Source organism: Cupriavidus sp. HPC(L) (genome assembly GCF_000307735.3).
In the GTDB taxonomy this organism is placed as follows: Bacteria; Pseudomonadota; Gammaproteobacteria; order Burkholderiales; family Burkholderiaceae; genus Cupriavidus.
Map to the genome: position 1 here is coordinate 1 of NZ_AMPR02000438.1, position 19,485 is coordinate 19,485.

A 19,485-nucleotide genomic window follows, 5' to 3' on the forward strand; every position below is an offset into this window, starting at 1 on the left:
CTGGGCGTCGTTTATGTAAATGGGGTGTGGGCGGGTGGGATGGGAAGTTGGGGAGGGGGGACCAGCTTTGCGGGCGGTATTGGGGTCCCGACTAAATGGAGGCCCGGTATGACAATGACCGTTGAGTGGCGTGATGACGCACTTTACCAGAAAGACAAGAATGCCCTTCATAAGGCAGAGGTTGAGGTGGAGCCATATACTGGGGATTATCCCAGCTTTCTGTGGGTTGCGTTCTTTCCAGGTGGTAAGGTGAGACTCTTTCCATCGATGTACGGACCAGGCATTCCGGAGGCGCCGGAGCCATTGAGGCTCTCTCCCGGCGATGTGTGCGCGCAGAGCGAAGAGTGCGCAAAGAAATATATCCGTCGTGAGGGTTATCATGCACATGGAGAAAATTGATATCGCCCATCCGTTTGCCCTCACGAAAGATGAGCGAGCAAGGATGTTGGCTCATCAAGTAGCGAGGAAGGTATCTTCTTGCTGTGAGGAGATTGATATCGGAATATTCTTCGATGGAACGAATAACAACAAAGATAGGGATGCCCCCAGAAATGCCCATAGTAATGTGGGCCGCCTATTTGATGCATTTGATGTCCCGACGCGGGATCTGACGCGATATAAATATTACTGTGCCGGTGTTGGAACGCCGTTTTTTAAGGAAACCGGCGATACCGGACGTGGCTACGACTCCCGTGCCGGACTTGGTGCCGGATGGGGTGGAGAGGCTCGGATCAACTGGGCGCTGCTGCAGATTTCCAACGCGATTCACTTCCGCTTCTTTCGGGTCGATCTTAGTGGCGCACTCCAAACTACGGATCGTGCTTGCGTCGAGAAGATGTCAACTGACGTCAACATGGCCGATCGCTTGTTGCGCTCTGCTGGAGATACAGAAATAGAGCAGTTGCGCAACGCGGGCACGCTGGGTACGACCGGGTATATTCTCGATACGGCCGCCATGGCTCCGAACCACGCCGGCCGTAAATCTGTCCTAAAGCAACGGCGCGATTATTTACGTTCCAAGCTGGCACCGGTACTTGCATCCCATAAACCTGCCTTAAAGCGAATTCGATTGTCAGTATTTGGATTCTCCCGCGGAGCGGCTGCGGCCCGAGTCTTCTGCAATTGGCTGACCGATGCACTAGACAAAGATATGACGATTGCTGGAATTCCGGTCGAGCTGAACTTTTTGGGAATCTTCGATACCGTCGCCTCTGTTGGGTTCGCTCAGAGTTTTTTGCTATTTGAAGGGCATGGCGGATGGGCGCAAGAGCAATATCTCCGTATTCCCTCGTATGTTAAGCGTACTGTGCATCTAGTGTCGGCCCACGAAGTAAGGGGGTCGTTTCCTCTCGATAAAGCCGAAGCCGAAAACTGTCTGGAGCTGGTTTATCCAGGTGTACACTCTGATCTTGGCGGCGGATATGTACCTGGCGAGCAAGGAAAGGGCTGTGACGAGAAGGGGGCTCCAGAAGATAGCTGTAAGCTGTCACAAATTCCACTTGCGAGGATGTATAGAGAAGCCGTGGCGGCTGGTGTTCCGTTAGATATTAATGCGTCAAGTATGGCGCCGGAAGCCAAGCAAGCTTTCAAAGTGTCATCTTCGCTGGCTCGCGCCTACAACGACTACGTTGACGTAGCCAACAAGGTCGTTTCCCTTCAAGGAGGTGGAACGACAGGCGCCGCTAAAGCCCAGTACGGCATGTATCTACGCTGGCGAAAGCTCCGCTTGCCAGGTACGCCGGAGGCATTGGAAAACCAACCATTCTTCAAGCGTGCGGAGAAATTTAGCCGTCAAGACGCTGAGGATCTGCGAAGTGCCAATCGCGAGCTACAGGCCGAAGCGGCGGCGTTGCCCGCCATGGAGAAAGCGTCCGGGCTAATCGACGGCTGGATGCGCCGCTCGGGTCTCGCATGGACACCCGTCGCTGCGGGCCCAGTGCTTATGGGCCAGCTGTATCAGCAAGTTGCTGGCGAGAAGGTCAAGCAATGGCGTGAAGTGAAATCTATTTGGAATCATAAGGAGCCCCTCGACAGCCGTGTGGTTCGATTCTTCGACGACCACGTGCACGACTCGCGCGCTTGGTTCAAACCGCTCGGGGCCACGAGCGAAGAAGTCTGGAAGCTGCAACAGAAGGAGCGCATGGAGCGTCTGAAGAAGCAGCACGAAGACTTCCAACAGTTAATGAAAGACTTGTCGCGAGATCTGCACGGAACTGTCAAGCGCTATACGCCGACGCATGAAGGTGGTGGTGGGGAGGTGGCGCCGTTGCCACTGACAGGCGAACAACTGGCCCAGCTGGAAGCGTATAAGAAGGGCCAACTGCCGACCGAAACGGAAGGCCGCGAATGGTCGTCGATTTGGGGGTATCTGCGATGGCGAACTCACTACCAACCCGAAAGAACACTTGGGGAAAAGGTCATGGCGATATGGGGCGAGGCCACATCGCTGCCCGAGCGCGCCGTAGACAAAGCGAAGGACGCGGTGACTGACCTCGAGTCTGCGATGAAGAAGAAGGCAGCGGAATTCCTTGGGACGGGCATCGAAAAAGGAACAGACTATCTTCAGCGTCAAGCTGCCGACGCACTTCGTCGCTTCCTCGGCAACGGCATTCCCACGTTCTGAACCACACCGGTCGAATCCAATGACGTTTGCATGAAAGGCAGACGCTCGGCGGTGTCCGGTATGAGAATGAGGAAATGATCAAAGAGAACGGGACGCCTTCTCATGGTCAAGTAATCGTCTGGCCGGAGGATGGGGAGATGGGGATGACCGAGCTTTGTCTGTGTCGCGGGACCGAACTGCCATGGGCCGCGCCATCCTGAATGACACCTCTTACTGCCGATGTTTCGAGCGATGTGGAACCGCTTATAGAAACACCGCGCTCGCAGGTTAGAGTCAACTTCTTGGAGACCGCATGACGGAGCGCTTCTCTATCGCGCTTGTTTTTGCGTTATTGGCAGGTTCATGGGGCCCCTGGGCTTCAGCCGCCAACGGATTGCCCGATGTTTCAGTAAGAAAAGGTAGTACGCGTCAATACAAAATTAAACTTGATCCCGGCTCACGCATTGATTACGTCGTAAATTGGAAATTCTACGGACAAGAAGGCACTATTCTTGTTGTTCGGCAATTGAATGGTGGATATCCTGGCTGCGTCTTGTACCAGCTGGAAGGTGGTAAGTCTAAGATTATTCAGGGTCACCCATTTTGCAAATGGAAGGGAAAGCCATTTGTCGCATCCGAAGGGAATGGGAAATTTATTGAATTTCCGATAAGAATCAAGCAGTCGGCGGATTTTCAATATATTGATTCAAGCTTGCGCTTGAACTTCGACTCAATACGTAAACGTCTTTGTTCATATGACACGTTCTACGGTGCGAATGCCGCAACGATCGCAAAATGCGAGAAAGAGCTAAATTGAACCAGCTTACCTGAGGAGCAGAAGAGGCGCATCGAACTTCTGAGGATGCAATACAAACACGCCCGACAGGTAAGAATGACTTGTCACAGGGGCCGCGTGGAACTGCAAGGCACCATGCGCCTACGCCGGGCGATTCGTCGATACGCGCGTGAGGTGTACCAATGAGGTGGATTGCCGTCGCCTTTGTCGCATGCGCACTAGGGTCGTGTGGCGACGAGTTGATCGGTGCCAACGTTGTCGGCTACAACCACACCGACAAGGCCATCGGCCACTTCACAGTCAATGGAGGAGGCGGCGCTTACATGGATCCTCATGCGGGTGGCGGGAAATTTGCGTGTTGCGCTAGCGTGCCAACTCCATGGCGGCCCGGATTGACCATGACCGTCGGCTGGACCGACGAATTTGACGAGAACTACCGACAGCGCATTGTGGAGGTGCCGAAGTACGACAAGGTTGGGGATGTGGCGGTCCACTTCTTGAGGAACGGCGAAATAAAGATATTCGTGACCAACTACGCGCTATGGCATCCGCAATATCCCCTTAAAGGTGCAGAGGCGCAATTGAGGCCAGGTGTGGATCCAATCGGTCCTCTAGGTGCGAAGAAATAGTATCAAATTGGAACCTTTATCGCTGATTGTTTCAAGGGAAGGCTAAGCTCCGGTTGACTGCTGGGTGACGCGTGATGAAGATTTGCGGGACTCGGGTGCTTATTGTTTGCACTACAGCCTTGTTGCTCGGTTCTGGATGTGCATCGACGATATCAAGAAGCGAGTTAAGCAGGAGAACTGGTTGGAAAACACATTGTTTTGGGCGATATCTCGTTGATTTGCCGCCCACAGCTAGAGTAAGTGAATCGTATAAGATCCGCGGCAATAACATCGACTACTTGGCTGGTGAGAGCCCTGATTCGTTGAAAGCACAGGTCGCCGCGAGGGAGGCAGAGTTGCGGTCGCAGCGGCACGGAAAAATTGACGCAAGCATGCTTCTCCGCCGGATAGAGCATGGCGGGAGTGGGGTAACTCTCTTGTCGTGGAAGGCTCCATATAGTACGGCGTTGATGTGGCGAGATTCCTATTTGATTTCGGAAGAACCGTGGCAAGTTTTTCGATACAGCGGGGACGTTAGTCAAGACAGGGAAAGTATCGCGCTCAGGAATACAGAGAGTCTCGCTAAAAAAATCCGATCACGCGCCGATGGTGAGATTCCCCAGCAGCCCGGTTTCTGTATAGAAAAAGGGCTCGTGGTAGGAAAGGAGTACCAAGCCGAGTCGTTTTCCATTGGCGTGGAATTCCCTGAGCATCCAAATGCTAGAGTCACGATAGATGCTGGCACGGGAGCAGAGCAAGATCGTCTTCTTGATCGAGCTGACAAATTTTTGGTCGGTTCGATTGTTGGCCCAGCTCTCGGGCTGACGGTGCTGCGGAAGGGGCGCCGGCCCGTCGGATCAATTGAGGCGCAGGAGTACGCTACTGCCGCGTCAGATAAGGGGCAGCGCGTGTATGCGTTCGCATGGGAAGCCCAAGGTAGCGATCGTTCGCTTTCTCAACAAAATATCGCAGTGCATTTGCAGGTGTTGGAGCAATCTGTAGTAACGCCGCGGACGCCGTACCAACCCGCATTCCAGTCCGACAAGCAAGCGATCCAATTGTGGGACGCCATTATTGATTCCATTCGACTGCGACCCGGTGCAGCGTAAGGCGACGTTAGACAGGCGCTTTGGCGGCGCGGTCGGCCCACCCGGGCGTGAGCGCATAACTGGAGCTCTCCGTCTTGGGGCCAATGCCCATCGTCATGGTCAACGCTATGAAGCGTAGTGGCTCAGCAAGTTCCCCATGGAGAACGACGCCGCCGCAAGGATGGCGAAACCCTCGCGGTTGCGGTCGCCGATGGGCGAGATCCCGGCAGTCGCCTGAACGGAGCGTGGTATGAGGGAAGTAATTGCCCGCGGCTTGATTCCTGCCGCCGCATTGGCATGCTGCGCGTTGCTATATGGCCAGGAGGTCATAGCAAGTCAGCAATGGCTCCCCGAGTGCGTAGGGCGACTGGAATTGCAATTGCCTGGGCCGGCCGAACAGGCGGCCTGGGATGCGGACGAGGTTGCCAAGGACATCCGTGGAGACCTAGGCATTGAACCCGCCACGCGCTATCCCGATGGGGAGCGTACCTTTCGTGTGAACCTCAGTCGCGGGCCGTCGCTGATTACGCATCCGCTTAGCGACGCAGCGCGGACTACGATGCGCGACGCCGTGAACGTGCGGATGAAGAAGGATGTCGCCATGTTAAAGGCTCGCGATGGCAAGGATGTCTACGGGGACCGCGTGAAGTTCGAACGATTGGACTGGGCGGGGCAGACAGGCAAAGCCTGGCGTATTGGCAGCCAGTTGTCGGCATTTACTGAGGTTGGGAAGGTCGGATTGTGGTGGAGGCTCAGCAATCGTGATGGCGATGTCGCTGCCGAACAAGCGTATTTTGCGTCAGCAGTGGCCAAGGCGAGACCCCGTGACCCTAACGTGGTCCCAACGATGCCAGGTTTGTGCATGCCGTATATCTTCATTCCTGACGACGGGGTCGCGCCACGCTTTGTCGCGGCCAACTATCGCCTGAAGGGGCAACCCGATGTCATTGTCGGTTTGGAAGACAAGTCCGCCACCCCGCTGGATCTGAGGATGAATGCCAGGATGCGCGACCCAGAGGGTGTCTCGGACTTCTTCTGGACCGCTCGGTACCAGGATCGCGAGGAAGTCCGAAGCATCTGGAAAGACCGCTACCGCAGCATCACGATAGCCGGGGTGAAGGGCGTGGAGTCATTTGTGCGTCTTCGTCGCGAGGATGGAACCATCGACCATGGCTACTTGATCGTGGCATTGGGTAGCCCGGGCACCGGGGGCAGCTCGAGTGTGATGCTTTACGTCATACAGCGCGCCGATTTCGCCAAGAAGGCTAGCGTTGCACCGTTGGACCAGTCTTCGTTCCTTGCGCTGGCACGCGAAATTGCCGCAAGCGTCAAGATCAGGAATCTGCATCACTGACGTGTTCAAGGGAAAGAAAGATATGGGGTGCGTTCAATCGGTATCGGCGCGGTGGGTATCGCGGTATTGCCGGTCGCAGTCGGATGTTCCGCAACCGAAGACGAGGTGCCAGCTAGTTCCAAAGTACAACGAGAACGATACCGGTGGACTGACATTGGAGAGTCGTCTTCCATCCCGTGGAACGGAGCGGAGCATGAGGCAAGGTATTGTCCGTAGCTTGATTCCTGCTGCGGTCCTGGCATGCTCGCCGCTGGCATATGGCCAGGCCGCCGTGGCGAGTGGGCAATGGCTGCCCGAATGCGTAGGGCGGCTGGAACTGCAATTGCCTGGGCCGGCCGACCAGGCGGCCTGGGATCCTGTCGAGGTCGCCAAGCGCATTCGTGGCGATCTGCGCCGCGACCCGCCGGCACGCTATCCCGACGGCGAGCGTGCCTTTCACGTGAATCTTGGTGATCGCGGGCCACTGATGATTACGCACCCCATGAGCGATAGCCAACGCGGGGTGATACGAGCCGCTGTCGATAGTCGGATGACGAAGGATGGCGCCATGTTGAAAGCGCGTGATGGCAACGACGTGTATGGCACGCGCGCGACTTTCGACAACTTGGACTGGGCAGGACCTGGCGGCAAGGCTTGGCGTGTAGGCAGTCAACTCTCCGCGTTTACCACGGTCAGCGATTCCGGCTTGTGGTGGAAGCTAAGTACCCACGACAGCGACGCCAAAGCCGATGAGGCGGAGTTCGCCTCCCCGGTGGCGGGGGCGATGCCGAGGGTTCCAAACACTGTGCCTCCAAAGCGCGGCCTGTGCATGCCCTATGTGTTCTTGCCCGATGACGGTGTTGTGCCTCGATATGTAGCGGCCAGCTATCGCATGAAAGGGCAGCCCGACGTGATCATCGGTCTGGAGGACAAGTCAGCCGCTCCGCCGAATGCGAAGCTGAACCCGAGGATGCGGGATCCCGAGGGTGTGTCGGACTTTTTCTGGACCCACTTGTACCAGGATCGTCGCGAGGTAACGAGCATCTGGAGGGACCGCTACCGCCGCACCACGATCGCTGGGGTGAAGGCCGTTGAGTTGTTCGTCAGCCTCCGTCGCGAGGATGGAACCATCGATCATGGCTACTTGGTGGTAGCTCTCGGTAGTCCCCGCTCACAGGGCAGTTCCAGCGTGATGCTTCACGTCATTCAACGTTCCGACTTTGCCCGCAAGGCAGGGATTACGCCCCTCGGTGAAGCATCGTTCCTTGCCCTGGCGAGGGGCATCGCTGCGAAGGTGACCCCCAGAGTTGCGCGGGATGCGCGGTAGCAGCATTCGATGTCGTCAAACGATCATGGCTAGGATCATTTTGTCCACACTAATTGCCGTCTTCTTGTTGTTCGGCTGTGAAAGACATGCCGCCGAGGAAGACGAAGGCTGGGGCCTGAAGCTGTCGATTCTCAACTACACGGACATGCCGCTGGGCGTTGTCTATGTCAATGGAGTCTGGGCGGGTGCCATGGGAAGTTGGGGAGGAGGGACGAGCTTCGCTGGAAGTGCAGGCGTTCCTACCAAATGGAGGCCCGGCATGACGATGACCGTTGAGTGGCGGGATGATGCGCTCTATCAGAAAGACAAGGATGCTCTTCATAAGGCTGAGGTGGAGGTGGAACCCTACACAGGGGAGCGCCCCAGTTTCCTCTGGGTGGCATTCTTTCCTGACGGCAAGATCAGACTGTTCCCCTCATCATACGCGCCGGGATTTCCGCAGTCGCCCCCACCATTGAGGCTCACGCCAGGAGAAGTGTGCGCTCAGAACGAGGCGTGTGCAAAAAAATACATCCGATGAGAGCAAATCAACGGCGGATTAGGATCGCATGCGGCACGTTAGCGATGCTTGAATATAACTCGCCCCCCGTTTCGGTGCCGATGGAGCGTCGTCAGACGATCATGATTAAGGTTCTTTGTTCTATATTGATCGCCGTCTTTATGTTGGCTGCTTGCGATAGGCAAGCAGCCGAGGAAGACGAAGGCTGGGGCCTGAAGCTGTCGATTCTCAATTACACGGACATGCCGCTGGGCGTTGTCTATGTCAACGGGGTATGGGCGGGTGGCATGGGAAGTTGGGGAGGAGGGACGAGCTTCGCTGGAAGTGCAGGCGTTCCTACCAAATGGAGGCCCGGCATGACGATGACCGTTGAGTGGCAGGATGATGCGCTCTATCAGAAAGACAAGGATGCTCTTCATAAGGCTGAGGTAGAGGTGGAACCCTACACAGGGGAGCGCCCCAGTTTCCTCTGGGTGGCATTCTTTCCTGACGGCAAGATCAGACTGTTCCCCTCATCATACGCGCCGGGGTTTCCGCAGTCGCCCCCACCATTGAGGCTTACGCCAGGGGATGTTTGTGCTCAGAGCGAGGCGTGTGCAAAAAAATATATCCAATGAGAGCGATTTATTCGTGATCGGATAATGTTGAACTATCCGAAGATAGTCTTGCACGTATGTTGGCTGCTTTTTGTGGCGGTGGCGATATGCCGAACCTCACGCGCCGATCATGTGGATCCCCGGGTGCCGGCTGTAAGCATTAAGGATGCACACGACGTCAAACGATCCCTCGCGCAGCCAGTTTCGGGTGCCAAGATCGCATATGCCGTGGATTGGAAATTTTATGGGCGTAGTGGCCGTATCGTTGCTGTGCAACTGCGGGTTGGGGACTACATGAGTTGTGAGCTATATCATGTGGAGGAGGGGAGCCTGAAATTGATCCAAGCCCATCCATTTTGCTCCTGGACGAGAAAACCCCGCATGGTAACAAACCGGGATGTGAAAGGCATAGAGTTTCCGATCAGGATAAGGCAGGGTGAGGGTTATCCGATCAATGAATCGAGCATACAGATCGATTTTGATATGGTATCAAAGGATATCTGCACCCATAACATGTCATACGCGGATGATGCCGCTTCAGTTCCCAAGTGTCCGGGTGGCTGGAAGTACGGCTCGGGAAATGGCGTTCCGGAAGGAAGGTAACCCTAGATTAGCAAGATGATGAGCTCAACCACGAGGACGAGGATGCCGTTGGACGATCATGATTAAGGTTCTTTGTTCGGTGTTAATCGCCGTCTTCATGTTGGCTGCCTGCGAAAAGCAAGCCGCCGAGGAAGACGAAGGCTGGGGCCTGAAGCTGTCGATTCTCAACTACACGGACATGCCGCTGGGCGTTGTCTATGTCAATGGAGTCTGGGCGGGTGCCATGGGAAGTTGGGGAGGAGGGACGAGCTTCGCTGGAAGTGCAGGCGTTCCTACCAAATGGAGGCCCGGCATGACGATGACCGTTGAGTGGCAGGATGATGCGCTTTATCAGAAAGACAAGAACGCTCTCCATAGGGCTGAGGTAGAAGTCGAGCCGTATACCGGCGACTACCTGAGTTTTCTTTGGGTTGCGTTTTTCCCGGACGGTAAGGTAAGGCTCTTTCCTTCAATGTATGGGCCAGGTCATCCAGAAGCGCCGGAACCGTTAAGGCAGTCACCTGGTGACGTCTGCGCAAAAAGCGAGGCGTGCGCAAAGAAGTATATTCGGCGTGAGGGTTATCACCCCCACGGAGTAAATTGATATTGAGGGTGCATGTGCTGGTACAAGAATTTGAGCCATGGCGCGCCAGGGCTGCCGCCGCTCTCCTTCTTTGTACGATGACGGCGTGCGAGGGTAGGGTCGACACCGTTGCCAAGCTCGATGGCGAGCAGGGGGAGCGCATCCGACGGATGGAGAAGAGCGACCGACCGGCGCTTGGCGGCGCCAGGGTCCCCACTGGAACGTACCGTACGCCGGCGAAGATGGAGGGCCTGACAATCGTCGGATACAACTACACCGACACCTATATCAGCGACTTCTCGGTCAATGGTGCAGGGGGCGGCAATATCGAAGTTTCGTCCAAGGAACACAGCTATGGTGGCGGTACTTGCTGCGCGGCAATTCCAGCCGATACCCCATTACCGCTGGGGGTTCGGATCGAATGGAAGCGCGACGGCGATGTGCCCCGCTGTCGGCAGACGGTGTTGCTCGAGGGACCGGTGCCGGCGGATCCGCGGTACTTCGAAGTGCATTTCCACCAGGACGGGAAGATCAAGGTGGCCCTGTCCGACTACCCTTCCGTGCCTCACGTACTGATCGATCGCTTCGACTACACCAAGCGCAAGGCGTCTGGCAACGTGGTCAATGACACCATGTTCGGCACATGCGGGTGAGCCCGAGCCCGCTGAAGTGCGAGATAGAAGGTGAATGAACGTGTTTCAGGGATGGCTGCGTGGGGCTGTTCCCAATCGTTGTGCCGGCTCGAAAACCAGTGAGACGACATAGTGCGCTTCGTTTCCTATATGCCTGCCGCCATGTTGGTCCTGTGCTCCGCCGCGATTGCGGACGACTTGGCCGGCTGTGGCGTCTCCATTCCGTCGAAGCGGTATGGTTTTGAGGCGCAACCGGTGCGCGCCGAAGACCTTGGTCGGTGCGCGCGCTTCTATCACTACAGTGGCTCTCCGCATCATGCGCACCGGCGGCCGTGGGTTTTCTCGATCTCGGTGCTTCGCGGGGATATCGTATCAACCATAAGACAAGTGCCGTCCAACTTTATGTCGAAGCCAGGCGGAGGAGTCGAATTCCGGATGCCAGAACCAGCGGAGCATGCGGCCACCGGCTATTCCAGTTATCCCATATCGGTCTTGCACAGCATCTCGACGATCAAAGAGGGGGTTGGATATATGGTGGTCGAGTACGACCGAAGGGTAAGCACGATCAAAGCCATCTCTCCGTCCGAGGCGGTTGAAACGGAGGAAAGAGAACGATGTACCAGTGCGATAAGAAGCAATGGATCGACAACCCTGCTGATGACGGGGTGCATTCCGGCCAGTGCCGGGCGCATGGGGTTCAATGCCGTCAAGGGCCTGATCGAAAGTAGCCTGTTTCAGTGAATCCCCCTGAGCCACGGCCGCTTGTCGTCGTCAGTCGCCAACAAGTCCAGATGACCATCCGACAGTACGTCTTGATGTCCCTTCTCGTCTTTGGATGTGTGCCTGCCATCGCTGCGGCCGACTGCATCCGGATGGATCTGTTGGTCGGCGGACCAGGCATATGTGTTCCAAAGGCGCTGAAGGCGAAGCCCAACACCGCGCTGTCTTCCCGATATGCCGGTACGACGTGTGTCTCGTTCGGTCTTCCTGAAGCAGCCCAGGCTGTCGGTCTGATGTGTGTTTCTTCGAGCCAGGAATTCCTGTCGGACTTCGGCGTTATGACGGACCAGGACGGACGGCTATTTGCTGACGGCGGCCGCGGCCCGCGAGGCGTCAGTGTCGCTACCGGGATGTCGCTGTATTCAATGGAAGTGATGGAAGATCTCAAGCTGGCACATACGGTATTCGGTGCCGTCATCGACTGCAATGAGGCGGGCGTGGCCGTGTACCGCGCCACGTCGAGCTGTCACGTGGCCGTCTCGTTTCTGCCGAACCGGCGCTTTCTGTACAGTTCCTTCGTGCTGCAGAACCATGTATCGGGGCAGGGAAAGGCCCGCATGCATGACATCGTCGGCCTATGGAAATCAGTAAGGATTTCCGAATGACGGTGGCGCAAGTGAAGCGTGCTTTAGTCGGTGATGGGAACCGGTGGCATATCGCAGTGATGTTTCACATCGCATTGATCCTGTCCCTGGCGCTTGCCAGCACAACGCTCTTTGCCGATGGCCAGCATCGCCGCTTTTCCGGCGAGTCCGTCTCCTTCGAGTTCGACGCCACACGCTACCAGTCGATAACGGAGGCGGGGAGTGCTGAGCGAGATGATGGCAGCACGCCTGCTCAGGCCTACAACCTGACATTGCATCGGCGTCATGCGATCGGAGAGAGTGATGCCGATGCGGGCACCGTCTGTCTTTTGCCTCTGAATACGTGCGCCAACAGGGGCGGCGGGGAGCTTCCCTATTGGCTTGACGAAGGCAGCGAATTGAGAGTCTTCGGTCCTACGGAACGCGTACGACGGAGAACGCTCGGCGGGCGGTTGATACTGGAAGCATTTCCCCTTTGCGGCTGGCATGATGGTAGTGATTGGATGCCATATGGCGGGCAATGTTACGTTGCAGTTCTGCCGTTGGAGAGCAAAGTTGTGAGCTTTACTTTCCTGCTGGGAAAGGCCTCTGGCTGCAAGCAGTACGAGCGCTGCTGGGCCGGCCAGTTGAGAGCGACAAGGCGAATGCTCGCGACGGTTCGATAGAGGGCGACGTGCACCTGAAGCGCTTTCCAGATTGACGAACGCTATGACACAGCGACTTTCTCATTCTTTGATGTGCCTGCCGTTCCTGTTCTGCATGTCGGCCTCCCACGCTGCCACATCCGTCGTGCAGGACGATATCGCCGCTTGCATGAAGAGGAAGAGTATGGCCCTGGCCTCGTGCAAGAGTGGGTGTGGCTTGATAGCGAAGAGCTGCTATGACGAGGTGGAGGATGGATATGTCTCGACGATTCATGACACGATAGCGGCCACATCGGCTATCGCATGCCCGGTCGATCTGAGAGCCGTTTCGGAAAAATACGATGCCCTGAGAGGCGACATAGAAGGGGCCCTTGAACCAGGCTCGTGGCAGCAGCTCGATATGCGCCTGATTCTGCTTGGAAGCCAACTTGAGCTGCTGCGCGCCGTGCAACGACGGTGCGCGCACAGGTAGCGAAGAGCGCCGGCAGCCCATGGCCATCTTGCAAATTCAGTGCCCCAAGACTCAGCCGGGGCCGACGTATTCGACGTAGAACAACCACCTGCTGCCGGCGACCGGAACGCCGAATGCGCGCCCGGATGGTCTGCTCACCATCCACCGCGCGTCGTAAATGGGACGCGCGCCGCGGACGGCTTCTTCCAGCGCGACGGTGGCGTCTTTACCAAGCCATGGCCGAACGAAGGCCCTAGGAATGGTGGCGTTGCCTCGATACGACGATTCCGCGGAAATGCGCTTCACATCAGAATCGGACAGCGTCGCCACGCCGATCACCGACACATAGTCGGTGGGGCCGATTCCGTCATCGCCTTTCTTGGATTCGGGCAACGTTACGACCTCGAATCGAACGTCGCGGGCGGGCTGTTGCAAGCGGAGATGCGTCCCGAAGGCGCTCGGATCTGGGTTGAGCCCCGGCTGCGACTCCGAGCATGCTGTCAGTGCGAATGCCAAGGCCGAGATGGTGATTCGGAGCGCGCGGAGCCGGCGCTGCGGGCGAGACAGGGTAGGCATTCTTGTATTGTCCAAGTGCTCGCCATTCCTGGTCGGCTTGATACGGTATTGTCCGGCCATGCGCCTCTATCTTGAAGATGCGATTTGCTGAACGGGAAACGGCGTCGCGGGACCCGAGCACGCCGTCGCTAATCAGAAAGGCTATGATAGCCATACGCTCCGTCGGTATCTACCCACTCTTAGGTCTAACATGGTTAGGATTCTTTTCGCTGTTCTAATCGCCGTCTTCGTGTTGTCCGGCTGTAAAAGACATGCCGAGGAGGAAGACGAAGGCTGGGGGCTGAAGCTATCCATTCTGAACTACACGGACATGCCGTTGGGCGTTGTCTATGTCAATGGAGTCTGGGCGGGTGGCATGGGAAGTTGGGCCGGGGGGACTAGTTTCGCTGGAAGCGTAGGTGTTCCTGCCAAATGGAAACCCGGCATGACGATGACCGTTGAGTGGCGGGACGAAGCGCTTTATCAGAAAGACAAGAATGCGCTCCATAGGGCTGAAGTAGAGGTGGAGCCATATACGGAGGATTATCCGAGCGTTCTTTGGATTGCTTTTTTTCCGGACGGAAAAGTACGACTTTTCCCTTCGAGATACTCGCCAGGGCCGCGAGCCCCTGAGCCACTAAGGTTGTCGCCCGGTGAAATCTGTGCAAAAAATGAGGCGTGTGCGAAGAAATATACTTTGCGCGAAGGTTATCAACCACATGGAACAAGTTGACGTTCCCAGCGCACTTGTGTTTATCAATGTCGCGCGGCGATCGAGTAAAAATAGGTCAGTACGTCGCGTTGCGAAGGTAGTTGTCTTCGCGATATCAATGTGGATGTTGTCCGCATGCGAGAGCGAAGTGGTCGGCACCAACATCGTCGGCTACAACCATACGGATAAGGATATCGGGCACTTTACAGTCGATGGGAAAGGAGGCACCTATCTTGGTGCACACGAAGGCGGAGGTGGCTTCGTATGCTGCGTGGCGGTGCCAGAATCATGGAGACCAGACCTCGCAGTGAAGATCGGTTGGACCGACGAGCATGACAAGAACTACCGGGAACGCGTAGTGCCTGTGCCGAGATACGACGAAGTCGGGCACTTCGCCGTTCACTTTCTTCGGAACGGCGAGATCAAGGTCTTCGTGACGATGTATGCCTTATGGTCGCCGCACTATCCCCTGAAAGGCTCCGATGCGCAGCTTCGGCATGGTATCGATCCCAGTGGGCCCGGAGGAAAGGAGAGATGATGATGCGGAAAAGCCGGCGCAAGACGGGCTCCGACATTCCTCTCTCCGGCGCCTGCAGTGGTACCTGCGCATCGGCAGGCATGTCCCCTTTGACAGTAGAAGTGTTGTTGTCTGCTTTCCTCGGCCTTTTATCGCCCGGCCTAGGCATAGCGGAGGCCTTTGTTAACCCGAGCTTTGCGCTCCGGTCGGATGGTCGAGAAGTGGCGATACAAGACGGCAATGGCAAAACGCTTGTCTGCAAGCTTGGGTTCAAGGCTGACAGTGCTGAGCCGTCGTCCGATGGTGCTGCGCTCATTGTCTCGGACACTGAGTATGTCTTGATGGAGGACTTGTCTCGGTGCGAACAAGCTCGTCCATCGAAGAAGAGCATTCCAGCGGCGGCAGGAACATTGATTGATCTAAATATCAACAAGGGTATCTATCTGTCCATAGATCCCATCTCAACAACGCCGCCAAGTTTTCTTGCGACAATCGCGCGAATAGGAACCTCGCGCAATCTTGTTGACATCCCGGGGGCCTATGTTCCGTCAATGCCATTGGAGGAGCTTCAGAAGTACGGTTTTGCATATGATGGCGCCCGTGCCAAGGGAAGGCTATCGGCAGATGGACACTTCGCGTCTCCCAACGGTGAGATGGATTGCGGACCTGATAGCTACCCCGGGGTATGGGACATCGGTGCAAACCGCAAGGTTGTGGCGCCTGCGGACGTTCAGGAGCATGGCGCCGAAGGTATTGCCGATTGGTGTCGCCTGCTGTTCTCGCGGAAGCCAAGGTAAGAAGTCTTGGGAGCCACGGGAGCGACAAGCGACGATCGATGCGCGCAGCTAAGGCTCGGGATAGTGGTGAAGCGGAAGGTTCCGGCCTCGGCAGAGGTGAACGGGGTCCCGAAAGAGTTGCAGTTTCACGCCCTTAGTGCGCCGGACCGATGAGAGCCGACGATGGAAGGGAGAGCTCCTTATCGGTGCAGTACTGGCTCAATTCCGGGTCCCCATCGGGCGGGCCGTAAAAGAATGCCTTTCTGTCAAATCTGAGCCGAAAGAAGCGTGTCCGCACCCGCTCCAGTTTCTCGTCATAGCATGCGCGGCTGGCCCTGAGATCACTGAACTGCTGTGGCTTGGCACGGCGTATCGGCTTCAGATCCGTGAGCATTTCATCGGCTACCTGAAGGAAAGTCATGTCCTTGCACTGGACGAATGCCATCAAATGAATCACCTCATGTAGCCCGTATGCCGACCGAAAGTCCTTTACGATGACGTCAGGAAGACCATCGTTGTTCAGGTCGGGACGCGAGTGCAAGTACGTTTTTCCCTGTGTGTACGAATAGAAGCAATCCACGTCGTCCTCCCCAGGAAAGCACACGGAGACGGCTCCATCATCACGGAAGCTAATGTCGAAAATGCGCTCGTCCGCAGCCTTTTCGCAGAACTGCTGAATTCCTTCGCGTGAATGGAGGCTTCTGGCTTCCGCCAGGGCTACCGCAGAAGCCACGGCAGCCATCACGATGATCTTCTTAAGCATCATTGCCACAGTCCTGTAGTGTCCAACACGAACGAGTGTCGCGCATCAGAAAGCGGTCCCAACTCGTTATTCAAGGAATATTTGCGGATTTCGCGTCCGGCGTATGCCGGCCAGGATGCAAGATCTTTCTGGCTACTGGTGATCGCCGTCGCATCTGTCAGTAGTTGTCGGCTCAGGGCTTGCTCGTGCAGGTCAGTCCAACGATTCAGCGGTAGAGCCCAATCGATACTTGGGTTCGCCAGTATTGCCTTATGCATGGAATCACCTACTGCGTTGCCGGCTACGTGTGCGGGGCGAAAGATGTGCCAACGCAGGAGGATCGCGATGGCCTTCTCCGAGGTGAAGACCGTGCCGAGGGAGCCTGCTATCCGTTGGTTTCCCGCTCTGGCCAGCACAGGAATGGCAAGGATGTCTCGTAATCGGAGCCGCACCATATCCCACATGGAGCTGCGAACGCCTGCGACGCATCGGCCGGCCATTACCCAGCGGTAGAACCAGTGCCACGTCTTGTAGTAGTTCGCCTCTGGAAGCTGGCGGCTGACTTCCGGAAGTCTGCCGAGGTTGTCCGGCGCATCAGCGGGACTTGTGACAGGTGCATGCTGGCGAATCCAGCCGGCATACTTGCGCTGGCCAGTGTTCCATAGCGCTCCCTGGTTGCTCCGTACCCACGCGGCGGACGGATAGAGCCCGAAATTGCCGAAGGCGGTAATGTAGTCGGATCGATGGTGATGTAGCACATAGGCGAGGAACCCGGCCAGCTCGCCATTGTGGTAGCCCTTGGCTGGCAGGACGCCAAATGTCCAATGGCACGGCCCGATAGAAACAAGAGCGTCGTCGTATGCGTTGACGGAGTCGAACGCTGCCAGGCACTCCTGCTCGGCCGTGGCTCTGACTACCCTGTACGTCGATGCCGTGGCACACCGCGGGTCCGCCTGTAGTGCCGCCAACGTTCTTCCCTCGATTAAGCGTTCCGGAGTCATTTCGCTTTCGGGCCAGCAGTGCGCTGGCACAGTGCTGACGGGACCGCCGTAGGCCTTGTAGTTGGTGTAGCTGCCAAGTGGTTGGTAATGGTCGTCCCGTTGCGTGCTGGGATAGCAGTAGTAGCGCGTGAAGTCTCGAAAGAACATTCGGGTGTGGGTCTTCCACCGGGGTCCGCTTTTTACGCCTACGTGCGTGATCTCATCGTGTCGCCAGATGTTTATCCCTTTGACAAACGGTCGGGTACGAGCCTGCGTTCGGGCGTCCACCGTCCACGCCTCAATGACCACAGGGCAACGGTAGTTGTGGTGCACCCAGTGGTCCAGGGCATCCCGAGTCGTTTGGTTGACGACTCCCGATATCGGACCTGTGTATCTGCAGGTGTTGGGGACGCGGGACAGCGTCGCAACATAGAGTGACTCTGCCGGACTCGGGTCATCGCGCATTCCTAGCGATGCAACATCATGCGCGTGCTCGGCCAACGGCGTGCCGAGTTGGCTCGCGGGAAGGAGACTTCGAAGTCGTGCTGCACTGAATTGCGCGACATGCGACATCCCCGCATAGATCTGGAATTCGCGTACTGCCCACTCTGTATAACGGTCGAAGTAGCCGCTGGGTACGCCCACGACACCGAACCCGAGGGATCGAAGGTCGCGCTGCAGTTGTTGCACGTATTGAGGTACGACGAGCGTCGCTCCACCCTGATCTTGAGGCGTCTCGCCGGTGGACGGAGAGGTAGGTGGGTCAACGAGCCCGCCCCAACGCGGCGGGCGGTTGTCTCGAACGACGCCATCGTGATCGTCGCGCTGAAGGTCGAAGTTGCCGTATCGCATGGGGGCCGAGAGTCAGATGTCATGCTGGGCGCTAAGCGACGTCAGCGCATCCGCATGTAGGCCGGAGGAAGAGGGCATCCTGACCGTCTCATGGAACGCCCGCAGTGCCGCCCGGGTTCTTTGGCCGCAGACTCCGTCGAGATTGCCGTCATAGAAGCCGAGATTTTTTAGTCGGGACTGGATGCCGCGGTGATCCTTCGTATCGGCCTGCACGCGTAGATCCAATGTCCATTGCCACGGCCTGTGTTGATGGTCGAACGGATGAATTGTCAGCGTGGCGGTTTTCGTGCCTGGCACCATGGGATGCGCTATGACTCCGCTGGCCGGGACATTTCCTTCGAAGGTGTGGGATCCCAGGCACAGCACATAGGGCTTGCCGACTGTGGATTCCGCTTCGTATGGCCGGGTGATGCGGACAGCGAAGTACCCGGGCGGGGCCACGGTGGCTGAGGTCGAATGGGGAGGGATTGTTGGGTTGCCATCCGACGCGGCGAACGCATGTTGAGTCGCTTTGACTTCGAGCAGACCTGACGTCTCGAAGGTAATCGCATTCCCCTCCAACCGGACCGCCGAATCGGCACCATGCAGCACGACGGTGTTCTTCGCCAGAATCTCGACGACATCGTTCGACGAAGTCACCACCACTTCCTTGTCCGCCAGGATCGCCATCGCGCCGGCATGCGCCAGCACCGACAGCGGTCCGTTCGCCGCGACCGCCTTCAAGCCATTACGCTGCACGAACAGCGACACGCCTTGCGCTGCCGCCATCGCGATGGTCTTGCCGGCCGTCAGTTGCCAATTCGACTGCACGGTGCCATGCAGATGCCGCCCCGAATAGACCGCGGTGGTCTCTTGGCTCGATACGGCGATGGAAGTCGGCGCCTCGACCATCAGCAGCGGCTCGGCGAAGCGCTCGACCGGCTTGCCGTCCGGCTGCTTGGCCTCCTGACCATTGACCGTGTCTTCGTAGTGTCCGTTCTGTTCCGGCTCGACGAGGGGCAGCAGCGGCTCGAAGACCTCGTTGGCGGTCAGGGGCAGGGCGGTTTGCGTGCGAGCCGCGGTCGACAGGCGCTCGGCGGTGCGTTGTGCGCCCTTGAGCAGCGCGATCGCTTCGGCCATATTCATCACGGTGCCGGTGGCGCGGGGCCGTGCGGTGGTCGACAGCAGCAGGCCCTGGCCGGCGCGCACCACCGCCCACGCATCGGTTCGCAGTTCGGCACCGGTGCCGCGCCACGGTCCTCGCTGA

21 protein-coding genes are annotated in these 19,485 nt (G+C 57.3%); 17 read left to right on the forward strand and 4 right to left on the reverse strand.

The annotated features are described in order from the left end of the window. From B551_RS25765 to B551_RS26255, 14 genes are all read left to right on the forward strand, one after another. Entirely contained in the window at positions 1-399 is a 399-nt protein-coding gene (locus tag B551_RS25765) for a DUF3304 domain-containing protein (protein ID WP_256364484.1), read from the forward strand. Then, positions 386-2,623: a DUF2235 domain-containing protein gene (locus B551_RS21175; RefSeq protein WP_043442010.1), complete on the forward strand. Its 2,238-nt coding sequence runs from the start codon at positions 386-388 to the stop codon at positions 2,621-2,623. The genes B551_RS25765 and B551_RS21175 overlap by 14 nt, the downstream gene beginning before the upstream one ends. Positions 2,624-2,915: 292 nt before the next feature. After that, positions 2,916-3,419, forward strand: a complete 504-nt coding sequence (locus B551_RS26240; RefSeq protein ID WP_157072062.1) for a hypothetical protein — start codon at positions 2,916-2,918, stop codon at positions 3,417-3,419. A 218-nt stretch (positions 3,420-3,637) separates the two neighbouring features. After that, on the forward strand, positions 3,638-4,027 hold the full coding sequence (locus B551_RS25770; RefSeq protein ID WP_253281393.1) for a DUF3304 domain-containing protein: 390 nt from the start codon (positions 3,638-3,640) through the stop codon (positions 4,025-4,027). 74 nt (positions 4,028-4,101) lie between these two features. Beyond that, complete coding sequence (locus B551_RS26755; RefSeq protein WP_172682486.1) at positions 4,102-5,115, forward strand: T6SS immunity protein Tli4 family protein; 1,014 nt, start codon at positions 4,102-4,104, stop codon at positions 5,113-5,115. Between the two features lie 229 nt (positions 5,116-5,344). Continuing rightward, complete coding sequence (locus B551_RS25260; protein WP_006575575.1) at positions 5,345-6,448, forward strand: T6SS immunity protein Tli4 family protein; 1,104 nt, start codon at positions 5,345-5,347, stop codon at positions 6,446-6,448. A gap of 193 nt (positions 6,449-6,641) precedes the next feature. After that, positions 6,642-7,754 (forward strand): hypothetical protein, encoded by a 1,113-nt coding sequence (locus B551_RS21185; RefSeq protein WP_157072063.1) that lies wholly within the window; start codon positions 6,642-6,644, stop codon positions 7,752-7,754. 25 nt (positions 7,755-7,779) lie between these two features. Further along, complete coding sequence (locus tag B551_RS25780) at positions 7,780-8,274, forward strand: DUF3304 domain-containing protein (RefSeq protein ID WP_253281394.1); 495 nt, start codon at positions 7,780-7,782, stop codon at positions 8,272-8,274. 44 nt (positions 8,275-8,318) lie between these two features. After that, positions 8,319-8,870: a DUF3304 domain-containing protein gene (locus tag B551_RS25785; RefSeq protein ID WP_253281395.1), complete on the forward strand. Its 552-nt coding sequence runs from the start codon at positions 8,319-8,321 to the stop codon at positions 8,868-8,870. A 640-nt stretch (positions 8,871-9,510) separates the two neighbouring features. Continuing rightward, positions 9,511-10,035: a DUF3304 domain-containing protein gene (locus B551_RS25790; protein ID WP_083492694.1), complete on the forward strand. Its 525-nt coding sequence runs from the start codon at positions 9,511-9,513 to the stop codon at positions 10,033-10,035. 14 nt (positions 10,036-10,049) lie between these two features. After that, on the forward strand, positions 10,050-10,667 hold the full coding sequence (locus B551_RS21190; RefSeq protein WP_157072064.1) for a DUF3304 domain-containing protein: 618 nt from the start codon (positions 10,050-10,052) through the stop codon (positions 10,665-10,667). Positions 10,668-10,796: 129 nt separating this feature from the next. Then, positions 10,797-11,387, forward strand: a complete 591-nt coding sequence (locus tag B551_RS26245; protein WP_157072065.1) for a hypothetical protein — start codon at positions 10,797-10,799, stop codon at positions 11,385-11,387. 50 nt (positions 11,388-11,437) lie between these two features. Further along, on the forward strand, positions 11,438-12,031 hold the full coding sequence (locus B551_RS26250) for a hypothetical protein (RefSeq protein ID WP_006575632.1): 594 nt from the start codon (positions 11,438-11,440) through the stop codon (positions 12,029-12,031). Next, positions 12,028-12,675: a hypothetical protein gene (locus B551_RS26255; RefSeq protein ID WP_043442007.1), complete on the forward strand. Its 648-nt coding sequence runs from the start codon at positions 12,028-12,030 to the stop codon at positions 12,673-12,675. Before B551_RS26250 ends, B551_RS26255 begins: the two co-directional genes overlap by 4 nt. A gap of 502 nt (positions 12,676-13,177) precedes the next feature. Here the strand turns inward: B551_RS26255 and B551_RS21210 are convergent. Further along, positions 13,178-13,681: a hypothetical protein gene (locus B551_RS21210; protein WP_006575635.1), complete on the reverse strand. Its 504-nt coding sequence runs from the start codon at positions 13,679-13,681 to the stop codon at positions 13,178-13,180. A gap of 190 nt (positions 13,682-13,871) precedes the next feature. Between B551_RS21210 and B551_RS25795 the strand changes: the two genes are divergently transcribed. Genes B551_RS25795 through B551_RS26260 form a run of 3 tightly spaced genes read left to right on the forward strand, consistent with a single transcriptional unit; the run spans position 13,872 to position 15,686 of the window. After that, positions 13,872-14,393 carry a DUF3304 domain-containing protein gene (locus B551_RS25795; protein WP_083492696.1) on the forward strand — a complete coding sequence of 174 codons (522 nt, stop codon included), beginning with the start codon at positions 13,872-13,874 and terminating at the stop codon, positions 14,391-14,393. Continuing rightward, positions 14,380-14,910 (forward strand): DUF3304 domain-containing protein, encoded by a 531-nt coding sequence (locus B551_RS25800; protein WP_253281396.1) that lies wholly within the window; start codon positions 14,380-14,382, stop codon positions 14,908-14,910. Before B551_RS25795 ends, B551_RS25800 begins: the two co-directional genes overlap by 14 nt. Beyond that, positions 14,907-15,686, forward strand: a complete 780-nt coding sequence (locus B551_RS26260; RefSeq protein WP_157072066.1) for a hypothetical protein — start codon at positions 14,907-14,909, stop codon at positions 15,684-15,686. Before B551_RS25800 ends, B551_RS26260 begins: the two co-directional genes overlap by 4 nt. Positions 15,687-15,819: 133 nt before the next feature. Here B551_RS26260 and B551_RS21215 read toward each other — a convergent pair whose 3' ends face one another. From B551_RS21215 to B551_RS21220, 3 genes are all read right to left on the reverse strand, one after another. Beyond that, positions 15,820-16,431 carry a hypothetical protein gene (locus B551_RS21215; protein ID WP_006575637.1) on the reverse strand — a complete coding sequence of 204 codons (612 nt, stop codon included), beginning with the start codon at positions 16,429-16,431 and terminating at the stop codon, positions 15,820-15,822. Beyond that, positions 16,428-18,077 carry a peptidoglycan-binding domain-containing protein gene (locus tag B551_RS25805; protein ID WP_172682485.1) on the reverse strand — a complete coding sequence of 550 codons (1,650 nt, stop codon included), beginning with the start codon at positions 18,075-18,077 and terminating at the stop codon, positions 16,428-16,430. The genes B551_RS21215 and B551_RS25805 overlap by 4 nt, the downstream gene beginning before the upstream one ends. Positions 18,078-18,251: 174 nt before the next feature. Next, a partial coding sequence (locus B551_RS21220; protein WP_023264966.1) for a type VI secretion system Vgr family protein occupies positions 18,252-19,485 on the reverse strand: 1,234 nt, incomplete at its 5' end.